Annotated in this window: 17 protein-coding genes and 1 riboswitch; all 17 genes read left to right on the forward strand. The window is 49.3% G+C overall.

The genetic code is table 11. From position 1 onward, the window contains the following. The first annotated feature begins 368 nt into the window (after positions 1–368). The 17 genes from BW944_RS14990 (at position 369) to BW944_RS05970 (ending at position 20,149) form a co-directional block, all read left to right on the forward strand. Positions 369–512 carry a hypothetical protein gene (locus BW944_RS14990; RefSeq protein ID WP_159438168.1) on the forward strand — a complete coding sequence of 48 codons (144 nt, stop codon included), beginning with the start codon at positions 369–371 and terminating at the stop codon, positions 510–512. A gap of 84 nt (positions 513–596) precedes the next feature. Next, positions 597–3,110: a preprotein translocase subunit SecA gene (gene secA / locus BW944_RS05900; protein ID WP_076557697.1), complete on the forward strand. Its 2,514-nt coding sequence runs from the start codon at positions 597–599 to the stop codon at positions 3,108–3,110. Positions 3,111–3,169: 59 nt separating this feature from the next. After that, a protein-coding gene (prfB, locus tag BW944_RS05905; protein ID WP_143525662.1) for a peptide chain release factor 2 occupies positions 3,170–4,277 on the forward strand; the annotation gives its coding sequence in 2 pieces (ribosomal slippage) (positions 3,170–3,241 and positions 3,243–4,277; 1,107 coding nt in all). 196 nt (positions 4,278–4,473) lie between these two features. Then, positions 4,474–5,355, forward strand: coding sequence for a UTP--glucose-1-phosphate uridylyltransferase GalU (galU, locus tag BW944_RS05910; RefSeq protein ID WP_076557699.1), 882 nt, complete (start codon positions 4,474–4,476; stop codon positions 5,353–5,355). Between the two features lie 110 nt (positions 5,356–5,465). After that, complete coding sequence (locus BW944_RS05915) at positions 5,466–6,305, forward strand: YitT family protein (protein ID WP_076558072.1); 840 nt, start codon at positions 5,466–5,468, stop codon at positions 6,303–6,305. 41 nt (positions 6,306–6,346) lie between these two features. After that, positions 6,347–6,742 (forward strand): cytochrome c551, encoded by a 396-nt coding sequence (cccB, locus tag BW944_RS05920; RefSeq protein WP_076557701.1) that lies wholly within the window; start codon positions 6,347–6,349, stop codon positions 6,740–6,742. A gap of 443 nt (positions 6,743–7,185) precedes the next feature. Beyond that, positions 7,186–7,872, forward strand: coding sequence for a cell division ATP-binding protein FtsE (ftsE, locus tag BW944_RS05925; protein WP_076557703.1), 687 nt, complete (start codon positions 7,186–7,188; stop codon positions 7,870–7,872). After that, on the forward strand, positions 7,862–8,755 hold the full coding sequence (ftsX, locus tag BW944_RS05930; RefSeq protein WP_076557707.1) for a permease-like cell division protein FtsX: 894 nt from the start codon (positions 7,862–7,864) through the stop codon (positions 8,753–8,755). Before ftsE ends, ftsX begins: the two co-directional genes overlap by 11 nt. 25 nt (positions 8,756–8,780) lie before the next feature. After that, positions 8,781–10,184: a murein hydrolase activator EnvC family protein gene (locus BW944_RS15400; protein ID WP_084193649.1), complete on the forward strand. Its 1,404-nt coding sequence runs from the start codon at positions 8,781–8,783 to the stop codon at positions 10,182–10,184. Positions 10,185–10,716: 532 nt separating this feature from the next. Then, a riboswitch (cyclic di-GMP riboswitch) is annotated at positions 10,717–10,802 on the forward strand. A gap of 606 nt (positions 10,803–11,408) precedes the next feature. After that, the gene (locus tag BW944_RS05940) at positions 11,409–12,806 is read left to right on the forward strand and encodes an HD domain-containing phosphohydrolase (RefSeq protein WP_076557708.1); all 1,398 of its coding nucleotides are present in this window, start codon (positions 11,409–11,411) and stop codon (positions 12,804–12,806) included. Continuing rightward, on the forward strand, positions 12,781–13,104 hold the full coding sequence (locus BW944_RS05945; protein ID WP_076557710.1) for an STAS domain-containing protein: 324 nt from the start codon (positions 12,781–12,783) through the stop codon (positions 13,102–13,104). Before BW944_RS05940 ends, BW944_RS05945 begins: the two co-directional genes overlap by 26 nt. Beyond that, positions 13,104–13,868 (forward strand): PP2C family protein-serine/threonine phosphatase, encoded by a 765-nt coding sequence (locus BW944_RS05950; RefSeq protein ID WP_084193652.1) that lies wholly within the window; start codon positions 13,104–13,106, stop codon positions 13,866–13,868. The genes BW944_RS05945 and BW944_RS05950 overlap by 1 nt, the downstream gene beginning before the upstream one ends. 18 nt (positions 13,869–13,886) lie before the next feature. Then, the gene (locus BW944_RS05955; RefSeq protein ID WP_076557711.1) at positions 13,887–15,935 is read left to right on the forward strand and encodes a FapA family protein; all 2,049 of its coding nucleotides are present in this window, start codon (positions 13,887–13,889) and stop codon (positions 15,933–15,935) included. Positions 15,936–16,132: 197 nt separating this feature from the next. Beyond that, positions 16,133–17,632, forward strand: a complete 1,500-nt coding sequence (locus BW944_RS05960) for a S41 family peptidase (protein ID WP_076557713.1) — start codon at positions 16,133–16,135, stop codon at positions 17,630–17,632. Positions 17,633–17,722: 90 nt separating this feature from the next. Next, on the forward strand, positions 17,723–18,877 hold the full coding sequence (locus BW944_RS05965) for a PDZ domain-containing protein (RefSeq protein ID WP_076557715.1): 1,155 nt from the start codon (positions 17,723–17,725) through the stop codon (positions 18,875–18,877). A gap of 119 nt (positions 18,878–18,996) precedes the next feature. Further along, positions 18,997–19,137, forward strand: a complete 141-nt coding sequence (locus BW944_RS15135; RefSeq protein WP_200806499.1) for a hypothetical protein — start codon at positions 18,997–18,999, stop codon at positions 19,135–19,137. Between the two features lie 169 nt (positions 19,138–19,306). Next, positions 19,307–20,149 carry an ABC transporter ATP-binding protein gene (locus BW944_RS05970; RefSeq protein WP_076557717.1) on the forward strand — a complete coding sequence of 281 codons (843 nt, stop codon included), beginning with the start codon at positions 19,307–19,309 and terminating at the stop codon, positions 20,147–20,149. Positions 20,150–20,178: the final 29 nt, after the last annotated feature.

Genomic DNA, 20,178 nt, shown 5'->3' on the forward strand with positions numbered 1-20,178 from the left:
GATCAGGGTCTTTCTTTTGTTTCGGTTCTGTTAAAGGCTATTGTTGATTTTAGAACGAAGGGGGGGGGGGAGACGCCTGCGGGAATAGTATGAGCCGAGAATCGCCTGAAGCTCCGTGAGAGGAGTTTCAGGAAGTTGAGACCCTCCCCGTGGCAAGCTTCCACCTGCAGAGACGAAAATCAACAACGAAAAACCACAAAGTTTTTTAGAGAATACTCTTTTCTGCCCTAAGCTCTAAATTAAAACCGAAAATTCCCGTTCCGAAACCGTCATTTTCACAAACCCCTGAAACGAAAATCGTCTTCTTCCCCTTTTGTTTCTTTTCTGCAACCATGCTATAAAAGGGAAAAGAAAGGATGCGATGAACGATGTGTATAGAGTGCGAACGTCTGGAGAGTAGAGTCCGCCAGCAGGAGGAAACGGTCGCCCAGCTGATCGGAATGATGGCGGTCATAAACAACGAAGTGAAGAACCTGATCGATCAGAAGGAAAGCGTGCCGGAGCGACGGTGATTAGTTGTCACGCAACTTATGCTAGTGTTATCATATAGATTGGATATAAATACGACATAGCTATGAAACAGAGGAGCGTGCAACATGCTTGGATCATTGAAGAAAATGTTTGGAGATGCCAACCAGCGTGAAATTAAACGACTTCAGAAGACGGTCGATAAGATTGAAGCACTGGAGCCTGAGATAGAGAAACTTTCGGATGAAGAACTTCGTCAGAAAACGGATGAATTCAAAAAACGATACGAAGACGGAGAAAGCCTCGACGACCTGCTCGTCGAGGCGTATGCTGTTGTACGTGAAGGAGCGAAACGTGTGCTCGGTTTGCGCCCGTTCCCGGTACAGCTGACCGGTGCGATTGCGATGCATGAAGGCAACATCGCCGAGATGAAGACCGGGGAAGGGAAGACGCTCGCGTCCACCATGCCGGCGTATTTGAATGCGTTAACCGGCAAAGGCGTCCATATCGTCACCGTCAACGATTACCTCGCCAGCCGTGACTCCACGGATATGGGAGAGCTGTACAGCTTTCTCGGAATGACGACAGGACTCAATACGAACGATCTGACGAAAGACGAGAAGCGCGAAGCCTATAATGCGGATATTATGTACGGAACGAACAACGAGTACGGATTCGACTACTTGCGGGACAACATGGTGCTATACAAAGAACAGATGGTACAGCGCCCGCTTCCGTTCGCGATCATTGATGAGGTCGACTCGATTCTTATCGATGAAGCGCGTACACCCCTGATCATCTCAGGAACGGCCAAGAAGTCGGCCGATATGTACAACACGGCGAACGCGTTTGTCCGTCTGTTGGCGATCGAAGAGGACTTCACCTATGATGAAAAAACGAAAAACGTCCAGCTGACAGAAGAAGGGATCAACAAAGCGGAGCGTTACTTCAAGATCGACAACCTGTTCGATCTCGGGAACGTATCGCTGATCCACCATATCAACCAGGGACTGAAAGCGCACCAGACGATGCACCGCGACTCCGATTACGTCGTCCAGGACGGCGAGGTCATCATCGTCGATCAGTTCACCGGACGTCTCATGAAAGGCCGCCGCTACAGTGACGGTCTCCACCAGGCGATCGAAGCGAAGGAAGGTCTGCCGATCCAGAATGAAAGCATGACGCTGGCATCGATCACCTTCCAGAACTTTTTCCGTATGTACGATAAGCTCGCCGGCATGACCGGTACAGCGAAAACGGAAGCCGAAGAATTCCTGAGCATCTACAATATGCACGTCGTTCAGATTCCTACGAACGAACCGATCATCCGGGAAGACCATGCCGATCTCGTCTACAAGACGACCGACGGAAAGTACCGCGCTGTCGTCGAAGAGATCAAGGAACGCTATGAGCAGGGTCAGCCGGTACTCGTCGGTACGGTAGCGGTCGAGACGAGTGAAACGATCTCCCACTACTTGAAGAAAGCGAACGTGCCGCATAACGTACTGAACGCGAAAAACCACTTCAGTGAAGCGGAAATCATCGAAAATGCCGGGCAGAAAGGCGCCGTGACGATCGCCACCAACATGGCCGGTCGTGGTACCGACATCAAGCTCGGGGAAGGCGTCGTCGATTGTGGAGGTCTTGCCGTCATCGGTACGGAGCGTCACGAATCGAGACGTATCGATAACCAGCTCCGTGGTCGTGCCGGACGTCAGGGAGACCCGGGTATGTCCCGCTTCTACCTGTCCACCGACGATGAGCTGATGCGCCGCTTCGCCTCCGACAACGTCCGCAGTATGATGGAACGCCTCGGCATGGATGATTCCCAGCCGATCGAGAGTAAAATGATTTCCCGTGCCGTTGAGTCGGCGCAGAAACGGGTGGAAGGGAACAACTTCGATGCCCGTAAAACGATCCTTTCCTTTGACGATGTCCTTCGTCAGCAGCGGGAGGTCATTTACAAGCAGCGCTTTGAAGTGCTTACTTCCGACAATCTGCGTGAAATCGTCGAGCAGATGATCGAACGTACCGTGGCCCGCACCGTCCAGGCCCATACCTCGGATGAAGTCGAGGAGAACTGGGAAATCGGAGCGATCGTCAGCTACGTCCAGTCGAATCTGCTCATGCAGGGAGATATCACTGAAGAGGATCTGAAGGACAAAGATCCGGAAGAGATGGAAAAACTGATCATGACGAAGATCCTCGAGCGTTACGAGGAAAAAGAAGCGGACCTCACTGAAGAACAGATGCGCGAGTTCGAAAAAGTCATCCTGCTTCGTACGGTCGATCAGAAATGGATGGACCACATCGACCAGATGGACCAGCTCCGTCAGGGAATCCATCTGCGCGCCTACGGACAGAACGACCCGCTCCAGGAATACCAGATGGAAGGGTTCCGCATGTTCGAAGAGATGGTCCAGGCCATCGACGAAGAATCGTCCCGTTACGTCATGAAGGCCGAAATCCGCAACAACCTGCAGCGTCAGGAAGTGGCGGAAGGAGCGACAGCCGTCTCCGGCGGCGGAGAATCGAAAGAGAAGAAGAAGCCGCAGCCGTATGTGAAGAAAGACACGGTAGGGCGTAATGACCCTTGTCCATGCGGAAGCGGCAAGAAATATAAGAACTGTCACGGTCAGTGATCGTGACTGGAGGGGCCACCCCCAGGTAAGAAGTATCATTAAACAGGAGTGATCAGGAAATGGAAATGTCGGAAATCAAGCACAAGCTGGATGATGCGAGCCAGCAACTAAAGAACTTCAGGGGGTCTCTTTGACGTAGATCAGCGCAAAACCCGCATCGCCGAATTGGAAGAGGAGATGACCGAGCCGAACTTCTGGAACGAACAGGAGAGGGCGCAGGCAGTCATCCAGGAAGTGAACGGTCTGAAAGAGATCGTGAACACTCTCGAGGATCATGAAGAAACGCTCGAGAACCTGGAAGTCTCCTATGAGCTGATCAAGGAAGAACAGGACGAAGAGATGCGCGCCGATCTTGAGAGCGACGTACTTCAGCTTCACAAGGACCTCGATCAGTTCGAGCTCAATATGCTGTTGAGCGAATCCTATGATAAGAACAATGCGATCCTTGAGCTCCACCCGGGTGCAGGCGGAACCGAATCCCAGGACTGGACGAGCATGCTGCTTCGTATGTACAAACGCTGGGCGGAGAGCCGCGGTTTCTCTGTGGAATACCTTGATTACCTGCCCGGGGATGAAGCCGGGGTGAAGAGTGTGACCCTTTTGATCAAAGGTCACAACGCCTACGGTTACCTGAAAGCCGAAAAGGGCGTCCACCGTCTCGTCCGTATTTCCCCATTCGACTCGTCCGGTCGTCGCCATACGTCGTTCGCTTCATGTGAAGTGATGCCTGAGTTCGATAACGATCAGATCGAAATCGAAGTGAAGAACGAAGATCTGAAAGTCGACACGTACCGGGCGAGCGGGGCCGGCGGTCAGCACGTCAATACGACGGACTCGGCCGTACGTATGACCCACTTGCCGACGAATACGATCGTGACCTGTCAGAATGAACGGTCCCAGCTCAAGAACCGGGAGCAGGCGATGAAGATGCTGAAGTCGAAACTGTACCAGCAGGAAATCGAACGCCAGCAGCGCGAGATGGACGAAATCCGCGGCGAACAGAAAGAAATCGGCTGGGGAAGCCAGATCCGCTCCTACGTCTTCCACCCGTACAACATGGTGAAAGACCACCGTACCAACGCGGAGAGTGGAAACACGCAGGGAGTCATGGACGGTCAGATCGACATGTTCATTAACGCCTACCTCAGGTACAAAATGGATAATTGAGAAACAGCTGCGGTATAGCGACGGGAAAAGTGAAACGTCAGCCGCCATGCGTAAGAAAGACTCAGATGAATAGGAAGAGCATCTTAAGCAGGTGCTCTTCCCTTTTATACCCGGATCAAGCGGGGAATGACGCATAGTTTTTCTGAAAACAGGGTACTGTCCCTGAAATGGATATTACATAGAAAGGGTGAAGGTCATGCAAGTGAAAAAGGCGATCATCCCGGCAGCGGGACTCGGCACAAGGTTTCTTCCGGCCACGAAGGCGATGCCGAAAGAGATGCTTCCGATCGTAGATACCCCGACGATCCAATATATCGTCGAAGAAGCGATCGACTCCGGCATCGAGGACATCATCATCGTAACCGGGAAAGGGAAAAGGGCCATCGAAGACCATTTCGATCATGCCGTTGAACTCGAAAACAATCTGCTTCAAAAGGGGAAGCTCGAGCAGCTGGAAAAAGTGAAACAGTCGGCCAGAGTCGATATCCACTACATCCGCCAGAAGGAGCCGCTCGGTCTCGGTCATGCCGTCTGGTGCGCCCGTAAATTCATCGGGGACGAACCGTTCGCGGTACTTCTCGGGGACGATATCGTACGTTCTGACAAACCGTGTCTGAAACAGATGATGGAGCAGTATGAAGAGAAGGAATCTTCCATTATCGGAGTGAAACAGGTACCGGAGGATCATACGGATCGTTACGGAATCATCGCTCCTAAATCCCATCACGGGCGTATGTTTGAAGTGGAACATTTCGTTGAAAAACCGAAGATCGAAGACGCACCGTCGAACCTTGCGATCATCGGCCGCTACATTTTCACACCTCAGATCATGAAACTTCTGGAGAACCAGGAGACCGGACGCGGCGGGGAAGTCCAGCTGACGGATGCGATCGAGCGCCTCAACCAGTCCGAACCGGTCTATGGGTATGAGTTCGAAGGAGAGCGTTACGACGTCGGCGATCAGCTCGGTTTCATCGAGACGACGATTGCGCTTGCGCTAGAGCGTGACGATATGCGTGACGATGTGCTCCGTATGATGAAGGAATTCGTCCAGAAGGATTCTTCTTTAACGAAGTAGCGCGTTATTCAAGTGTCGTTTACACAGAAAAGCCCGGGTGATATACTCCGTTACGGTAACAGATGGGAGGTATATCATTGGTCACTTTAGATAAATATCGAAGAGAGCCTATGCCGAAACATATTCGGCTGACGATAGAATTCATGTATGTCATTATCGGATCGTTGTTCGTCGCCCTGGCGTTCAACCTGTTCCTTCTTCCGAATAACATCGCTTCCGGAGGTGTTGCAGGGATAAGTACCATCACCAAAGATGTATTCGGGTGGGAACCGGGAATCGTCCAATGGGTGCTGAATATAGGGTTCTTCTCGATGGGGCTGTTCATCCTCGGGAAGAATTTCGGGATCAAATCACTTGTCGGTACCCTGGTGTTGCCATTTTTCGTACTAGTTACGAGTGATGTCACGGTACCGACGAACGATTCGCTGTTAGGTGCGATCTTTGGCGGAATGGGCGTAGGTCTCGGTCTTGGTATCGTCTTCCGCGGAAGGGCCTCAACAGGAGGAGTAGACCTCGGAGCGCAGGTGGTACATAAGTTCACGAAACTGCCGCTCGGCATCTGTATTGCACTCCTCGACGGTATGATCGTATTCACATCCGCCATCGTTTTCTCCGTGGAAGAAGGGCTTTACGCCCTCATTTCGCTGTTCATCACGAGCCGGACGATCGACCTCGTTCAGGTGGGATTCAACACTTCGAAAAATGTGATGATCATTTCCAACCGGGAAGAGGAAGTCAGACGGGCCCTGCTTGAAGATATCGACCGAGGTGTCACCGTGCTGAAAGGCTCCGGCGGTTATACGGAAGAGGACAGGCCCGTAATCATGTGTGTCGTTCAGCAGAATGAATTCACGAAGCTCACCAGGACGATCAAGGGAATCGACCCGGGTGCGTTCATTGTCACAATGAATGCGACGGAAGTCCTCGGGGAAGGTTTCAAAACGTCCTGAATCGGTTAAACACTATAGAAGAAAACTAAAGGAGGGGTTACATGAAGTGGAAATTATTATCGGTCCTGTTTGTTGCGATGCTCGTCCTTGCAGCCTGCGGAGGCGGAGGCGGCGATGAAAGCTCCGACGATTCCGGCGGCGACGACACGACGACCGAAGAACAGGAAGGCATGGATGAAGGAAATGGCGACAGCGGAGACAGCGGTGGTGAAATGGATTCTGCAGCAGCGGAAGAAGCGTACCAGACGAATTGTTCCAGCTGTCACGGAGGCGACCTCGGCGGTGGTGTAGGCCCGGCTCTTGATAGTGTAGGGGCAGACTACTCCGAAGACGAAATCGTCGACATCATCCAGAATGGTAACGGAGATATGCCAGCTCAGGATGTAGATGATGAAACAGCCCAGCAGATCGCAGGCTGGTTGGCACAAAAACAATAATACTTATATTCATCCCCCCCACACTTGTTTTAGTGGGGGTTTTTTTAATGAAGGCTCTATTAAAGCCTGTAGTTGATTTTAGGAACGAAGGGTGGAGACACCTGCGGGATGAGCATGAACGGAAAATCCCCGGAATCGACAATAGGAAGATTCCGGAAGTTTACGTCATGCCCCCGGCAAGCTTCCACCCGTAGAACGAAAATCAACAATGAAGTGATAACAGAACTTTATGAAAAGAGTTGCTGAGGATATAAAAGGTGTAGTATGATTAGGAAAATGTTTATTATTAAGAACGAACTGTTTCAGAGCTGAAATAAAATTGTAATGTTTTGTTTAAAGAAAACCGCTGAAAGTGATGTTATAATGATGAAGGACTTTTAGAGAGAGAAAAAGAGAAAAAAACGAGGAAGTCTACATTATTAAAAGCATAGGTGGTTAACAAAATGATAGAAATGCAGGGTGTTTACAAGACGTACCCAAACGGCGTCACTGCATTGAATGGTCTCGATACACACATCGATCAGGGGGAGTTCGTATATGTGGTCGGGCCGAGTGGCGCGGGGAAATCGACATTCATCAAACTGATTTTCCGTGAAGAAAAACCGTCGAAGGGAAGCATTTTCATCAACGATATCGATTTAGCGTCGATGAAAGAGAAGCGCATCCCTAAGTTGAGAAGGAAAGTCGGAGTCGTCTATCAGGACTTCCGCCTTCTGCCGAGAATGACGGTATACGAAAATGTGGCGTTCGCGCTGGAAGTGATCGAAGAACATCCGGCGAACATCCGAACAAGAGTCATGGACGTGCTGGACCAGGTCCGGCTGAAAAATAAAGCGAGATTCATCCCTGACGAACTCTCAGGAGGCGAACAGCAGCGGGTATCCATCGCACGAGCGATTGCCAACCGTCCGCGTATCCTGATAGCGGATGAGCCTACAGGGAACCTCGACCCGGAGACGTCATGGGAGATCATGCACATCTTAGAAGAGATAAACGCTACCGGAACCACGATTCTTATGGCGACCCACAACCGGGAAATCGTCAATACAGTCAAGAAACGGGTCATCGCTATCGAAGACGGGATGATCGTCCGTGACGAAAACCGGGGGGACTACGGTTATGAAATTTAGGACCACCGGCCGTCACGTCAAAGAAGGTAGTAAAAGTGTTTTCCGGAACGGATGGATGACCGTCTCAGCAATCGGTGCGACGACGACGACCCTGTTGCTTGTAGGGGTATTCCTCGCTGTGATGCTGAACCTCAATGAATTCGCAAGTTCGATTGAAGAAGATATCGAGGTACGGGTCTTCATCGAGAATACGGCCAATGAACAGCAGGTGGATCAGCTCGGGGAAAAAATGGAGTCGATCGACAATGTGGCATCCGTAGAGTATTCATCGAAGGAAGAGGAACTCGAAGGACTGGTGGACAGTCTCGGAGACCAGGGACAGGCATTTGAACTGTTCGAACAGACGAACCCGCTCAATGATGTTTACATCATCGACCCGACGCGGCCGACTGCAGCTGATTCCATCGCATCCGAAGTGAATAATCTTAATCACGTGTACGAGGTGGATTACGGCGAGGAGATCGTTCAGCGGATTTTCACCTTCAACGATTATGCCCGGACGATAGGACTTGCACTCATTATCGGTCTCGTATTCACGGCAATTTTCCTCATCTCGAATACGGTGCGTATTACGATACTCGCCAGAAAGAAAGAGATCGGAATCATGAAGCTTGTAGGTGCGACGAATTCTTTCATTCGCTGGCCGTTCTTTATAGAGGGCATGCTTCTCGGGCTATTGGGATCAGTGATTCCGATTGCAGCTTTAGCCGGAGGGTATTATTACCTCTATTACTATTTGAGAGATTCCATCAATTTCGATTTCGTACAGTTACTGCCGTTCAATCCATTCATTTGGCAGCTGTCGGCGTTGATCTTAGCGATAGGCGTGTTCATCGGCATTTGGGGAAGTGTGATGAGCGTACGCAAATTCCTGAAAGTATAGTTCATGTTTAGGGGGAATAGGAGAAATGAATAGAAATACTTCAACATTTATGGCGGCGGTCCTTACAGCCGCCCTCATGTTCACAGCTGTTCCGGGTACGGCCTTCGCCAACCTCGACAGTGTGAATGATGAAATTAACGATCTTCGTGAGAAACGTAATAACGTCGACGAAGAACAGGGAGACGTTTCGGAAAAGAAACGACAGAAAGAATCCGAACTCTCTAAAAACGAACAGGAACAGGCTAAAACAGAAGAAGCGATCAAAGAGATAGACACGAAGCTCTCTAACACACAGGAAAAGTTGACACAAAAAGAAGAAGAGATCGCTCAGACGAAAGAAGAGATCGAAACGCTGAAACAGGAAATTACTGAGCTCGAAGACAGTATAGCCAAACGTGAAGAACTCTTATCTGATCGTCTCCGCTCCTTGCAGCAAAACGGCGGCGACGTCAAATACTTAGAAGTGCTCCTTGGATCCCAAAGTTTTGGCGACTTTTTAGAACGTGCTTCAGCGGTAACGACGATCATGGATCAGGATAAGAATATCCTCGACACCCATGTCGAAGAAAAGCGTATGCTCGAAAACAAGAAGAAGGAAGTCGAAGAGAAAAAGGCTTCCCTCGAAGATCAGAAAGCGGAACTGGAACAGCTGAAAGCTGACCTCGACAGTCAGATGAAAGAAAAAGAAGAACTGATGGCTGAACTCGAAGTCGAGCACGGCGAGCTCCACGAAACGAAGCTTGCTCTTGAAGAAGAGCAGGAAATTCTCGAGAAGCAGGAATCCTCCCTTCAGTCCGCAATTCAGGAAGCTGAAGCCCGCGCCGCTGAAATTGAACGTCAAAAGCGCGAAGCGGAAAGAAAACGGAAAGAGCGGGAGAGACAGAGAAGAGAAGAAGCGGCAGCGGCTGCTGCAGCTGAAAAGAAAGCTGCCTCTGAATCCTCATCAAACAGTAGCTCGTCCGCATCGAGCAGCAATTCAAGCAGCAGTGCTTCAAGTTCTTCTGAGTCGACTAGCTCTGCGCCTGTAGCTACCGGCAGTGACTTCATCCGCCCGGCAAGAGGCCCGGTCACATCTGAAATGGGTCCTCGTGGAGGAAAGCAGCACTCCGGTATTGATGTCGGCGGTAATGGTGTACCGATCGTCGCCTCTGCCGCAGGACAGGTGTTCCGATCTTATCAGTCGAGTACCTATGGAAATGTTGTTATGATCACCCATTCCATCAACGGCCAAGTGTACACGACGGTATATGCACACATGCAGAACAGACAGGTCTCTGAAGGCCAGTGGGTCGACCAGGGACAGCAGCTCGGTCTTATGGGTAACACAGGAAGATCGACAGGTCCGCACCTTCACTTTGAAGTCCACCGCGGCTCCTGGACACTGGATAAACGCAATGCTGTTAACCCGAGAAATTACATCGGTTTCTGATATATTCAAAAATAATGAAAAAACCTCTCTGTAAGGAAAATCTTCTTGCAGGGAGGTTTTTTTCATAGGAAGTGTTCAAGTTCAGAGGTGGAGAATGAAACTTCGTCTTGACTCACAGGACCCAAAACCGATCACCGGAAGCGCTCATATGAAATTTCCGGAAAGCCCGCATTCATGCATGCGGGGAACTTCCCATCTGCAGGGAGGATTTCAACATCGAAAGATCATGAAATGTCTTATAAAAAACATTCTTCAGAATTGTCACATTTTTGTAATAATCCATTGACTTCTACAAATGTTTTATTATAATGAACAGTAATAACACAAATCAGAAGGGCTCTTCCAGAGAGATGAGAAATGGCGAGTGGCCGGCTTGAACGAGGCTTTGCCTGATTCGATGATTCTCTTAACGAATATCACCTTCCTTCGGAGCATCTTCTGATTGTCATACCCAATGAGTTACTACTTCTTAAGACTTTACTTCGCTTTATTTTCTCAGCCGCGGGCAATGAAAGACTATATATGTCCTTCTTTACGACAATGGCAAACCTTGTGAAAGCGGGGGGCGCAAAGCCAGGGGCCTAACGGGGAAATCCTCTATGGTAGCCGGTTATCGAATAAAGGTGGTGATGCTCAGTGAAAAGTAATTATTGGATTGAGACAAACATTGAACAGCTTCTGAATCATCCGAAGTTCAAATCCCCTTAACCTTCATAAGGGTTACAGCACGGCCAATTTTTCATTGCTCGGTTGTTGATCTGATTGGAAGGAAAAGGTTGGATATGTCTCATTCTCTGCATCTATATAAGTCATTCGCTAAAGCGGAAGACCTCATGATTCTACCCATTTCAAGACCATTTCCTGGAGTGAACCGGTAGGACGTCCGGAATTTTGAAAGAACTTCATAAATTCCTGAGCGCTACCCACCTGTTCTTCCGAAAACCATCCCACTCTATCGATCAGCATCGAAATTACTAATTTACAACTACTATTAACCCTTGAATGTTCTTTGGTTGCTTAATTATGCAGGACCCCTTGAAACCATTGGAAATTTCAGACTCTCCCATAAGTTTGACTATGAACGTTTATGTTTTTTAATATGTCCGCTTCACCTCTATGTTTTCTGAGACTTGTAGATGTCCTGCTTATCATCGTATGTCATCGATGTGAAAAAGTTTCTCCAGCTTAGAAAAATATAACCATATCCTGGAGGGGGTGATGAAAATGAAAGATTCACACAGGGGCAGAGATAGCAGTAATTCCCTTCTTATCGGATTTATTTCCCGGGAAATTGCAACCTCACTCAACCTTTCCCAGGAAGAAATAGATGAGATCTACGATGCCGCTTTGATTTTTGAAACAGGCGGAACTCCAGCTGAAGGGCCCGTTTCTTACCCCCTTGATAAAAAGAGAAAAGCGGGAGAAACGGAAAACATCGGAGATTCGAAAGCTCAGGAGTATGTATATTATCGTCAGGAACATTGGGACGGTTCCGGCTTCCCCGAAGGTCTACAAAAAAAAGAGATACCTCTCGGGGCGCGGATCCTTCGTTTGGCCGAAGAATATGTACGCATTACCCAGGTGGAATCCGGTGCAACAAAGAAACAGGAATTTCAAAATCTATGCTCTACGGTCATCGATCCCGGATTGGCTGCACATTTTCTGAAGACCTTCGATTTCGAAACGATGAAGAGAATCAGGGGATACGAAAAAAGAATAGAGGGCGCCTCTGTGCCTTCTTTGACAAGCCGGGTGCTTGAAAACAGAGAGGATTATGAACTTCTTCGTACATCCAGCACGTGTCTGACCGTAAATTACAAAAATGGTAGGTTCCTGGACGAATGGGAACAGGAAACGGTTGTCCCTATGGAGGAAAGCTTACGGAGCATCCTGGAGGGATACCGTTTTTCTATGGAGAATTATCAGCAGTACCTGGAGGATGAATATACCAAAAATGTATATGATGTACATTTGAAGAGCGTACAGGATGGCATCTCTATCGTGATGTGTGACGTTACTCCCCTGCTCGACTATGAAAGAAAACAGGAAGAAATAATCCGGAAACTGTATCGTGACGTTGTTTTTTCGGTGACCGAGGGGAAACTGATGATTCAGGAGCCTCATGAACTCGTTTACGGAAAGGGGGAGGAGCTGTTCGACCTCCCTATTCAGAAAAGCGAAGATGTGAAGAGGGCGAGAGAAATATTGGCAGAGACGATCGCATCTTTTTTCACGAAGAAAGAAGTATACTTCCTGAAACTGTGTTTGTCTGAAGGAACGACGAATGTTCTGAAACACGCGGAGAACGGACGGGCCCGCGCCTTCAAAGAGGATGGAAGGATAAGGATCGTCGTCAGTGACAACGGTGCCGGTATCCCTTTAGAAGATATTCCGAAAGCCGCGCTTTACGCCGGTTACTCTTCCAGTGAGTCCCTGGGCCAGGGGTATCATCTGTTGCTTACGTTTGCCGACCGTGTGCTGTTAAGTACGGACGGGGACGGGACAGTGTTGATCATAGAGAAAAAGCTGGATGATCAATCAGAACAGGATTCTGGTCCTCCTGGAAATAAAAGCTATGAACAGAAGGAGGAAAATGATGTTTTCCATAACTCCCCAGAGTAAGGAAGATAAACTGACGCTATACCTGGACGGGACGCTGGATATCAGCACCGTGCCCGACTGGAATAAAGAACTGGAAAATATCGAGGACTTCTCTTGTATCCATCTATGCACGATCGACTTCACTTATTTATCGTTCATCGATTCGACGGGAATCGGAGTACTGCTCGATTTCATTTATCTTGCCGAAAAGAATGAGTTCGCTCTGGAATTTGAAAATATGTCCGAAGAGATCCACGAAGTTCTGGACATCGTGGGGATATTCGAAATAAAAGACACCGTATTGAAAGGGGTATCGTAGTGGCATTCGCGGGTAATCTGATGAATCATTTCACCACGAGTCAACTGAACAAAGAGATGGATGACGCCAGACGTATCCAGATGTCTCTCCTGAGTGGAGAGCCGCCGGAACTGTTCCGCGGATCGCTGAGTGGAATGTCACTACCTGCCCGGTTGATCGGGGGAGACTATTTCGATTATCTGATGATTGATGAGGAAAGGATAAGGATAGTGGTAGGGGACGTGATGGGAAAAGGGATCCCTGCGGCGATGCTGATGACGATGCTGAGGGGGTCTTTTCGTACCACGGCTTCTTATGCAGGAGGACCGGGAGAGACGCTCCGGAAGATGAACGAAGCGCTATGTGACGATCTAAAGGCTCTCCGTTCATTCGCTACCCTCTTCTGTGCGGACTGGAATGTAAGGACAAACGAGCTCTCGTTCGCAAATGCCGGTCACAACCCTCCGCTATACATAACAGAGAATGGAATTTCCAATCTGAAAGCGAAGGGGGTAATGGTAGGGGCCTTGCCGCATCAGTCTTATGAACAGGGGTCTTTGACGCTTGCGTGCGGAGAAGGCGTGCTCTTTTACACGGACGGCATTACGGAAGCGGAAAATCAGGCCGGAGAGCAGTTTTCAAAAGAACGTCTCCATTCCTTGCTTCATGATATCAAAGCTTTCTCTTCCCGGGAGATTGTCAGTAAAATTCTTTATTCTCTCGCTCAGTTCACGAATAATAAGCCGCAAAACGATGATATTACGATGATAATGCTCAAAAATTGACAGGGGGAGGTGAGTGCGGTGGTACAAAGCATGGTTTCCAAAGGGAAGGATATCGAAGAAGCGATTGAATCCGCTTTGACGGTAATGGAGAAAGACCGGAAACAGGTGGACATCGAAGTGATCGACTCCGGGAAAAAACGTATGCTCTGGTCCAGGCCTGCTGTGGTGAAAGTCACCTACAGCACAGAGGAGAAAAAGGGAAAATCGATCAGTCCCTCAGAAGAAGACTGGCTCGATAACATGGAACAGATGCGGCAGTACCAACCCTCCCAGAAAGCCCCTGCACCTCCGGTGGAAACGGAAGTGTCAAGTGAAGCCTGGATAACAGATGGCAAAATATTTTATAACCACAGCGGAGAAAAGGATTTTCCGACCGTGACTCCCGGCGATCACGTGGCGATTATCAGGAACGGAGAAGAAGTGAAGGGGACCGCACTCGTCGAACCGGGGGATGTGTTCACAACCCGGGTCGAGGAGCATAAGGAAGAAACATTTTGGAAAGTGAAGATCGATGCGAAAAAGATGAAGGCCCACTTGAAGCTTCAGGTAGGTAGGATATGGAAATATGAAGTGATCGATCAGAAACCTGTCCGGAATCTGGAAGTGACTGCAAAACAGATCGAACTCATTGAAAATGCACTTACGAAAAAAGACGTTTATCAATGGCTTGAAGAGAATATCGTTACGGACGGAATTCTTCATTATACGATTGAAGAAGCTATCAATGCGGAAACCGATCAGGAGTTCATGATCGCTGAAGGGGTAGCACCGACGCGAGGTGCAAATGGAAACGTGGAGTTCTATATAGACACGACAGCAGAAAAAGTGGAGTACAGGGAAAAAGAAAACGGAACGGTCGATTTCAAAAATGCGCGTCGGTTTTCCAACGTCTCGCGCGGAGAAATGATCGGGAAAGTCATCGATGCCGTGCCCGGAGAGCCCGGGGTCAATATTCATGGAGAAAAGATTCCGCCCCCGCCGGTCCATGAAGCTAAACTGCGACTGGATAAAAGTGTACAGTTGGTAGAACCCGACCAGCTCGTCTCGCTCGCGGAAGGTCGTTTGGACGTGGAGCGCAGGGGCGTGCTTTGTAAAGTGAAGGTAGTTCCGAAACTTTACGTGAACCGGAATGTGGACGTGAAATACGGAAATGTCGATTACTACGGGGATGTCGAGGTCCGGGGTAGCGTGCTCGAGTTTATGGAAGTGAAAGCCAAAGGGGAAGTGCAGGTGCACGGCTCTGTCCATTTCTCCAAAATTAACACGGCGCGCTCCATCTATTGCGGAAGGAATGTGATCCAGAGCAACTTGAGTTCCGGGGAGCGCACCTTCACCGTCCAGGAGCTGACGGATGACCTGGAAACGGTGCTTTCCGGTCTCGGGAAGTGTATAGCCGCAGCGGAGCAGCTTGCGGGGGTTTCTGCTTTTTCGAATAAAGATCTGTCGGAAAAAGGGCTCAGTTCACTCATCCGTCTGCTTATGGAGAAGAAGCTTTCCTGGGTGCGACAGGCGATGTTGCGTTATGTGGCCAAGGTGAAAAAACACAGGGACACACTCGATGAAGAATGGATCGTCATCCAGGAAAGGATCGAGAAAGGGTTTGTGCTGTATCATCCTGATTCGTTCAAATCGATCACGGCGATCCAGGAATTCGAGGAATACATCCGTGAATGGCTCGAAGCGACGGACGGAGAAGTCACGGAGAGTGGCAATAGAATCGTCATCCCGTACGCTCTCAAAAGTCAAATTTATTCGAGTGGGGATATCATGATCAAAGGGCAGGGATGTTATAACTCGAAGCTTCATGCCGGGAGAAACATCGAGGTCACGGGTGTGGTGAGGGGTGGCTATCTGTTTGCCGAAGAAGGGCTCCATCTCTTTGAAGCCGGGCTCGAAGGTGGAGGAGTGAGTGTCGTCCTCGGCACATCTGAAACCGGAGAAGTGAAAATAGATACCGTTTATGAAGATACGATTGTCCTCGTCGGCACGAAGCGTCATGTTTTCATGAAAACGATGCATGATGTAAGAGCCAGGCTTGATGAAGAAGGGGAATTGCTCCTGTTTTGACGTATAGACCTCTTTAGAAGACTTTACGGCAAGGAAGGACAGACAGCGCTAATGGGAGATCTATGATAGCCGTAATCCGTTTCTCTTACGTAGGGGAAACGGATTTTTGACGGGAGGAGAAAATCATCGAGCAATCTTCCTCTTCTGTGTTAAGATTAGAAAAGGATTTAAGTTTTTAAGAGAAAGGTGTCCTAGCTATGAACTGGAAAGGTCGTCACATCATCGTACTCGTGGTTGTAGCGCTTCTCGTCGGAGCGGCCGGCTCGTATGCCGGCATGCAGTGGTTCGCTCCGCAACAGACAGCGACATCCACGAATAATTCTTCCTCCACGAGTGAGGAAAGTTTTGGAGATTTGTCCGAAGAAGAGCAGAAATCTTTCATAGAAGATATGCAGGGTTCCTCGAATCTGCAGAAGGTGGAGAAAGCATATTCCATCATCAATGAACGCTACGTCCAGGATGTAGATAAGAATAAACTGGTGGAAGGTGCGATCGAAGGGATGATTGAAAAGCTCGACGACCCGTACAGCACATATATGGATCAGGAGACGATGAAACAATTCGATCAGTCGATTGAATCTTCTTTCCAGGGCATCGGTGCGGAAGTCAGCATGGTCGAGGATACGGTCACGATCGTTGCTCCTATCAAAGGGGCACCAGCAGAAGAAGCTGGACTGAAACCGAATGATCAGGTGATGAAGATAGACGGAGAATCGACCGAGGGTCTCGACCTTCAGGAAGCCGTCAATAAAATCCGGGGGGAAAAAGGGACAGACGTCACACTTACTGTGGAACGTCCCGGCGCGCCGGACCTTATCTACATAACGATTACCCGGGATGAGATTCCGAAACAGTCGGTCTATAAAGATACGAAGCAAGTCGATGGGAAGAAAGTGGGCGTCCTTGAAATAAGCTCCTTCTCCGAAGAAACGTCGAAGGAATTCAAGACGGCGCTGACTGAACTCGAAGAAGCTGGAATCAAGGGTCTGGTCATCGATGTACGCGGGAATCCGGGCGGTCTGTTCACGGATGTTCAGGATATCCTGAAGCAGCTCGTTCCGAATGATAAACCGATCGTCCAGATCGAAAGCAGAAACGGAGAGAATTCGAAATATTTCTCCGAGCGCGAGTCAGGCAAAGAGTATCCGATATCTGTACTGATCGATGAAGGCAGTGCTTCCGCATCAGAGATCCTCGCCGTTGCCATGAAAGAAATCGGGGATCATCCAGTCGTCGGTACTACCAGCTTCGGGAAAGGAACGGTGCAGCAGGCTGTACCGATGGGAGATGGAAGTACATTGAAGCTTACCATGTTCAAATGGCTCTCCCCGGACGGGAATTGGATTCACGAAGAAGGGGTAGCCCCTACTGTAGAAGTACGCCAGCCTGAATTCTTCTACACGCACCCGGTCAGTGTCGAGGAGACATTCGGCGTCGCTTCTTCCGGGGACCATGTGAAGAACGCCCAGCAGATGCTGACAGGGCTCGGTTATGAACAGGCGGAAACGGATGGTTCTTTCGGGGAAGGCACCCAGGCCGCAGTCGAAGCCTTTCAAAGTGAAAACGGTCTTGAAGTGACCGGTAAAATCAACGAAGAGACCGCGGGCGAACTTGAGAAGAAAGTGGTGGAAGAAGTCCAGAAAGAAGAAAACGATAAGCAGATGCAAAAAGCGCTGGAGGTTCTCTTCTCCTCCTGAGGAGAGACTTCCGCTTAAGCATATCTATTCCGTAGTCTTCGTGGCTACGGGATTTTTTCTACATACGATCAAAGAAAGGGAGTTCCTGGAATGGAAGTTGTGAACGAAGCTCTGCAGGCAGTCATACGCCTGTTTCTGCAGCCGCTGTTTTATATCACGTGCGCGTTTTCACTGATTCTGACGTATGCGCGTATCAAAAAAGAAAGACGCATGTTCGGCGTACGGATCCGTCCTGTACTTGCAGAATGGACCCAACGGAAATCGTCGGTAGTGTACAGTCTCCTTTTTTCTTTGTTATTCATTCTGGCGGGTGTGTGGGTCTCGTCTGAATTTCTTCTCCTCATGGGGGCTATAGCTATACTCCTCGCTTTTACAAAAGGTTTCAAATGGTATTCATTCATATACATCGGTGGGCTCGCCGCTTTTGCTGTCGCACCTGTCGAACGATTCCTGCCCTGGGACGTGCCCGTTTCCCTGATCAGTGTAGCTCTGCTGATTGCCGGACTCGCTTTTTTCGAATCCCATCATTTAAAGCAATTGCGGAGGAACGAGTCTTTTCCGGAACGGCTGAACAGCCCGAGAGGAAAAACGCTTGGGCAGCACCGTGTCCGCCGCCTGCACTGGCTGCCGGTCGTCGCAATCTTTCCGACAGGTCCTCTGCAGGATCTGTTCTGGTTTCCTTTACTCGAGATAGGGGACGGGTATGGACTCATAGTTCTTCCGCTCTTCAGTGCCTTCGAATGGACGGCAAGAGCTGAACTTCCTGTGATTACAGCTGAACGGCTGGCTGGACATATGAGGATTCTCGGCAGCTCCGTCCTTGTTCTGGCCATTGCAGGCTATTGGTATGACCCTCTCGTCTACATAAGTATAGCCGTTGCTATCCTTGGACGCGTTGCTGTGTATGTGAGAGGAAAGAGAAGCGGTACTTCTCTTTTCCAGGACAGCTCCCGGGGGCTCAGGGTCCTCGCTGTCGTGACCGGCACTCCCGCAGTGAAGATCGGTATAGAGCCCGGCGAAATCATTTCCAAAGTGAACGGTGTGCCGGTCCATACAGAGAAGGAATTCTATGAACAGCTTCACTTCAGGGGGGCCTTCACAAAGCTCGAAGTAAGGGACCTCCAGGGTGAAATCCGCCATGCCGGTCACGGTCTGTACGAAGGGGATCATCACGAACTCGGAGTGATTTTTGTAAGGACATCAGAGGCGTGGACAGAGGACATAGGTTTTACTTCGTACAGCTAAAGACCGGCTCCTCCGGAGGACAGAAGCTCAGCTTTGCGGCAATCCTTCCTCTTGTAGGGATGGAGATCGATCACGAAAGATGACAAAACAGAAGTAAAAAAGAGGGGTGGGGGGTCATTATGAAGACTTTCGGAATCATGGGTTTCATTTTCGGAATGGTGGGATTCACCTTCGGCATTACTGCTTTTACGACCGCGTTGAACAGTAGTAACAAAGTCAAAGAACTGGAAGAAAGAATGAAGGAACTGGAAGAAAAATGATGAATCTCACCTCTGTTTGCTTGGATGGTCCGCTTTATTCAGTGAAAATGATTCTCAAATTCATTGACAACAGATATACGACCACGTACAATTTCAATAGAGAAATGAATCGTGTGAAATTGTCTGAATATTCGAATGTGACCCTATGCGAATAAGGGAGAGATACCATATGGATACACTAAGAACCAACAATCTTACTCTGGGCTACGGGGAGTCGATTATCATCGATTCTCTTGATATAGAGATACCTAAAGGCGAAATAACCGTACTTATCGGGAGTAACGGGTGCGGGAAGTCGACGCTCCTCCGTTCACTGGCGCGACTGCTGAAGCCCAAAGATGGAGAAGTGATTCTCGATCAGAAAGATATTTCCCAAATGAAGACGAAAGATGTAGCGAAAAAAATGGCGATTTTGCCGCAGGGTCCTTCCACTCCGGAGGGGCTGACCGTGTATCAACTGGTGAAGCAGGGGCGTCATCCTTATCAGAGCTTTGCTAAACGCTGGTCCGGGGAAGACGAAGAAGCTGTAAACAAAGCACTGGTGGATACGAATCTGGAAGAACTGAGGGAGCGGACCGTGGATTCATTGTCAGGCGGTCAGCGTCAACGGGCGTGGATTGCGATGACACTGGCTCAGGACACGGATACCCTTCTTCTTGATGAACCTACGACATATCTCGATATGACACATCAGATTGAAGTGCTCGACCTTCTCTTTGATTTGAACAAGGACCACGGACGGACGATCGTCATGGTTCTGCACGACATCAATCTTGCCTGCCGTTATGCTGACCACATTGTGGCTGTTCGTGATCAGACGGTATACACTCAAGGGAAGCCGGAAGAAGTCATCTCCTGTGACATGATGCATAATGTCTTTGATATGATCTGTGATGTAAGGGAAGATCCTTTGTTCGGAACACCGATGTGCATTCCGCACGGCAAAGGACGTTGTCTGATCAAACAGGCTCAGGAAGAAGCGAAAGAGCAGCGGGTGTATTCCGTTACGTGAGATATCTCCTTTTCAGGAGGTATCTTTTT

This window comes from Salimicrobium flavidum, from assembly GCF_900156645.1.
Lineage (GTDB): Bacteria > Bacillota > Bacilli > Bacillales > Halobacillaceae > Salimicrobium > Salimicrobium flavidum.

Bases quoted from the DNA above. Each gene is read 5' to 3' on its own strand.
- BW944_RS14990 (WP_159438168.1), top strand. From the start codon at position 369: ATGTGTATAGAGTGCGAACGTCTGGAGAGTAGAGTCCGCCAGCAGGAG.
- secA (WP_076557697.1), top strand. From the start codon at position 597: ATGCTTGGATCATTGAAGAAAATGTTTGGAGATGCCAACCAGCGTGAA.
- galU (WP_076557699.1), top strand. From the start codon at position 4,474: ATGCAAGTGAAAAAGGCGATCATCCCGGCAGCGGGACTCGGCACAAGG.
- BW944_RS05915 (WP_076558072.1), top strand. From the start codon at position 5,466: ATGCCGAAACATATTCGGCTGACGATAGAATTCATGTATGTCATTATC.
- cccB (WP_076557701.1), top strand. From the start codon at position 6,347: ATGAAGTGGAAATTATTATCGGTCCTGTTTGTTGCGATGCTCGTCCTT.
- ftsE (WP_076557703.1), top strand. From the start codon at position 7,186: ATGATAGAAATGCAGGGTGTTTACAAGACGTACCCAAACGGCGTCACT.
- ftsX (WP_076557707.1), top strand. From the start codon at position 7,862: ATGAAATTTAGGACCACCGGCCGTCACGTCAAAGAAGGTAGTAAAAGT.
- BW944_RS15400 (WP_084193649.1), top strand. From the start codon at position 8,781: ATGAATAGAAATACTTCAACATTTATGGCGGCGGTCCTTACAGCCGCC.
- BW944_RS05940 (WP_076557708.1), top strand. From the start codon at position 11,409: ATGAAAGATTCACACAGGGGCAGAGATAGCAGTAATTCCCTTCTTATC.
- BW944_RS05945 (WP_076557710.1), top strand. From the start codon at position 12,781: ATGTTTTCCATAACTCCCCAGAGTAAGGAAGATAAACTGACGCTATAC.
- BW944_RS05960 (WP_076557713.1), top strand. From the start codon at position 16,133: ATGAACTGGAAAGGTCGTCACATCATCGTACTCGTGGTTGTAGCGCTT.
- BW944_RS05965 (WP_076557715.1), top strand. From the start codon at position 17,723: ATGGAAGTTGTGAACGAAGCTCTGCAGGCAGTCATACGCCTGTTTCTG.
- BW944_RS15135 (WP_200806499.1), top strand. From the start codon at position 18,997: ATGAAGACTTTCGGAATCATGGGTTTCATTTTCGGAATGGTGGGATTC.
- BW944_RS05970 (WP_076557717.1), top strand. From the start codon at position 19,307: ATGGATACACTAAGAACCAACAATCTTACTCTGGGCTACGGGGAGTCG.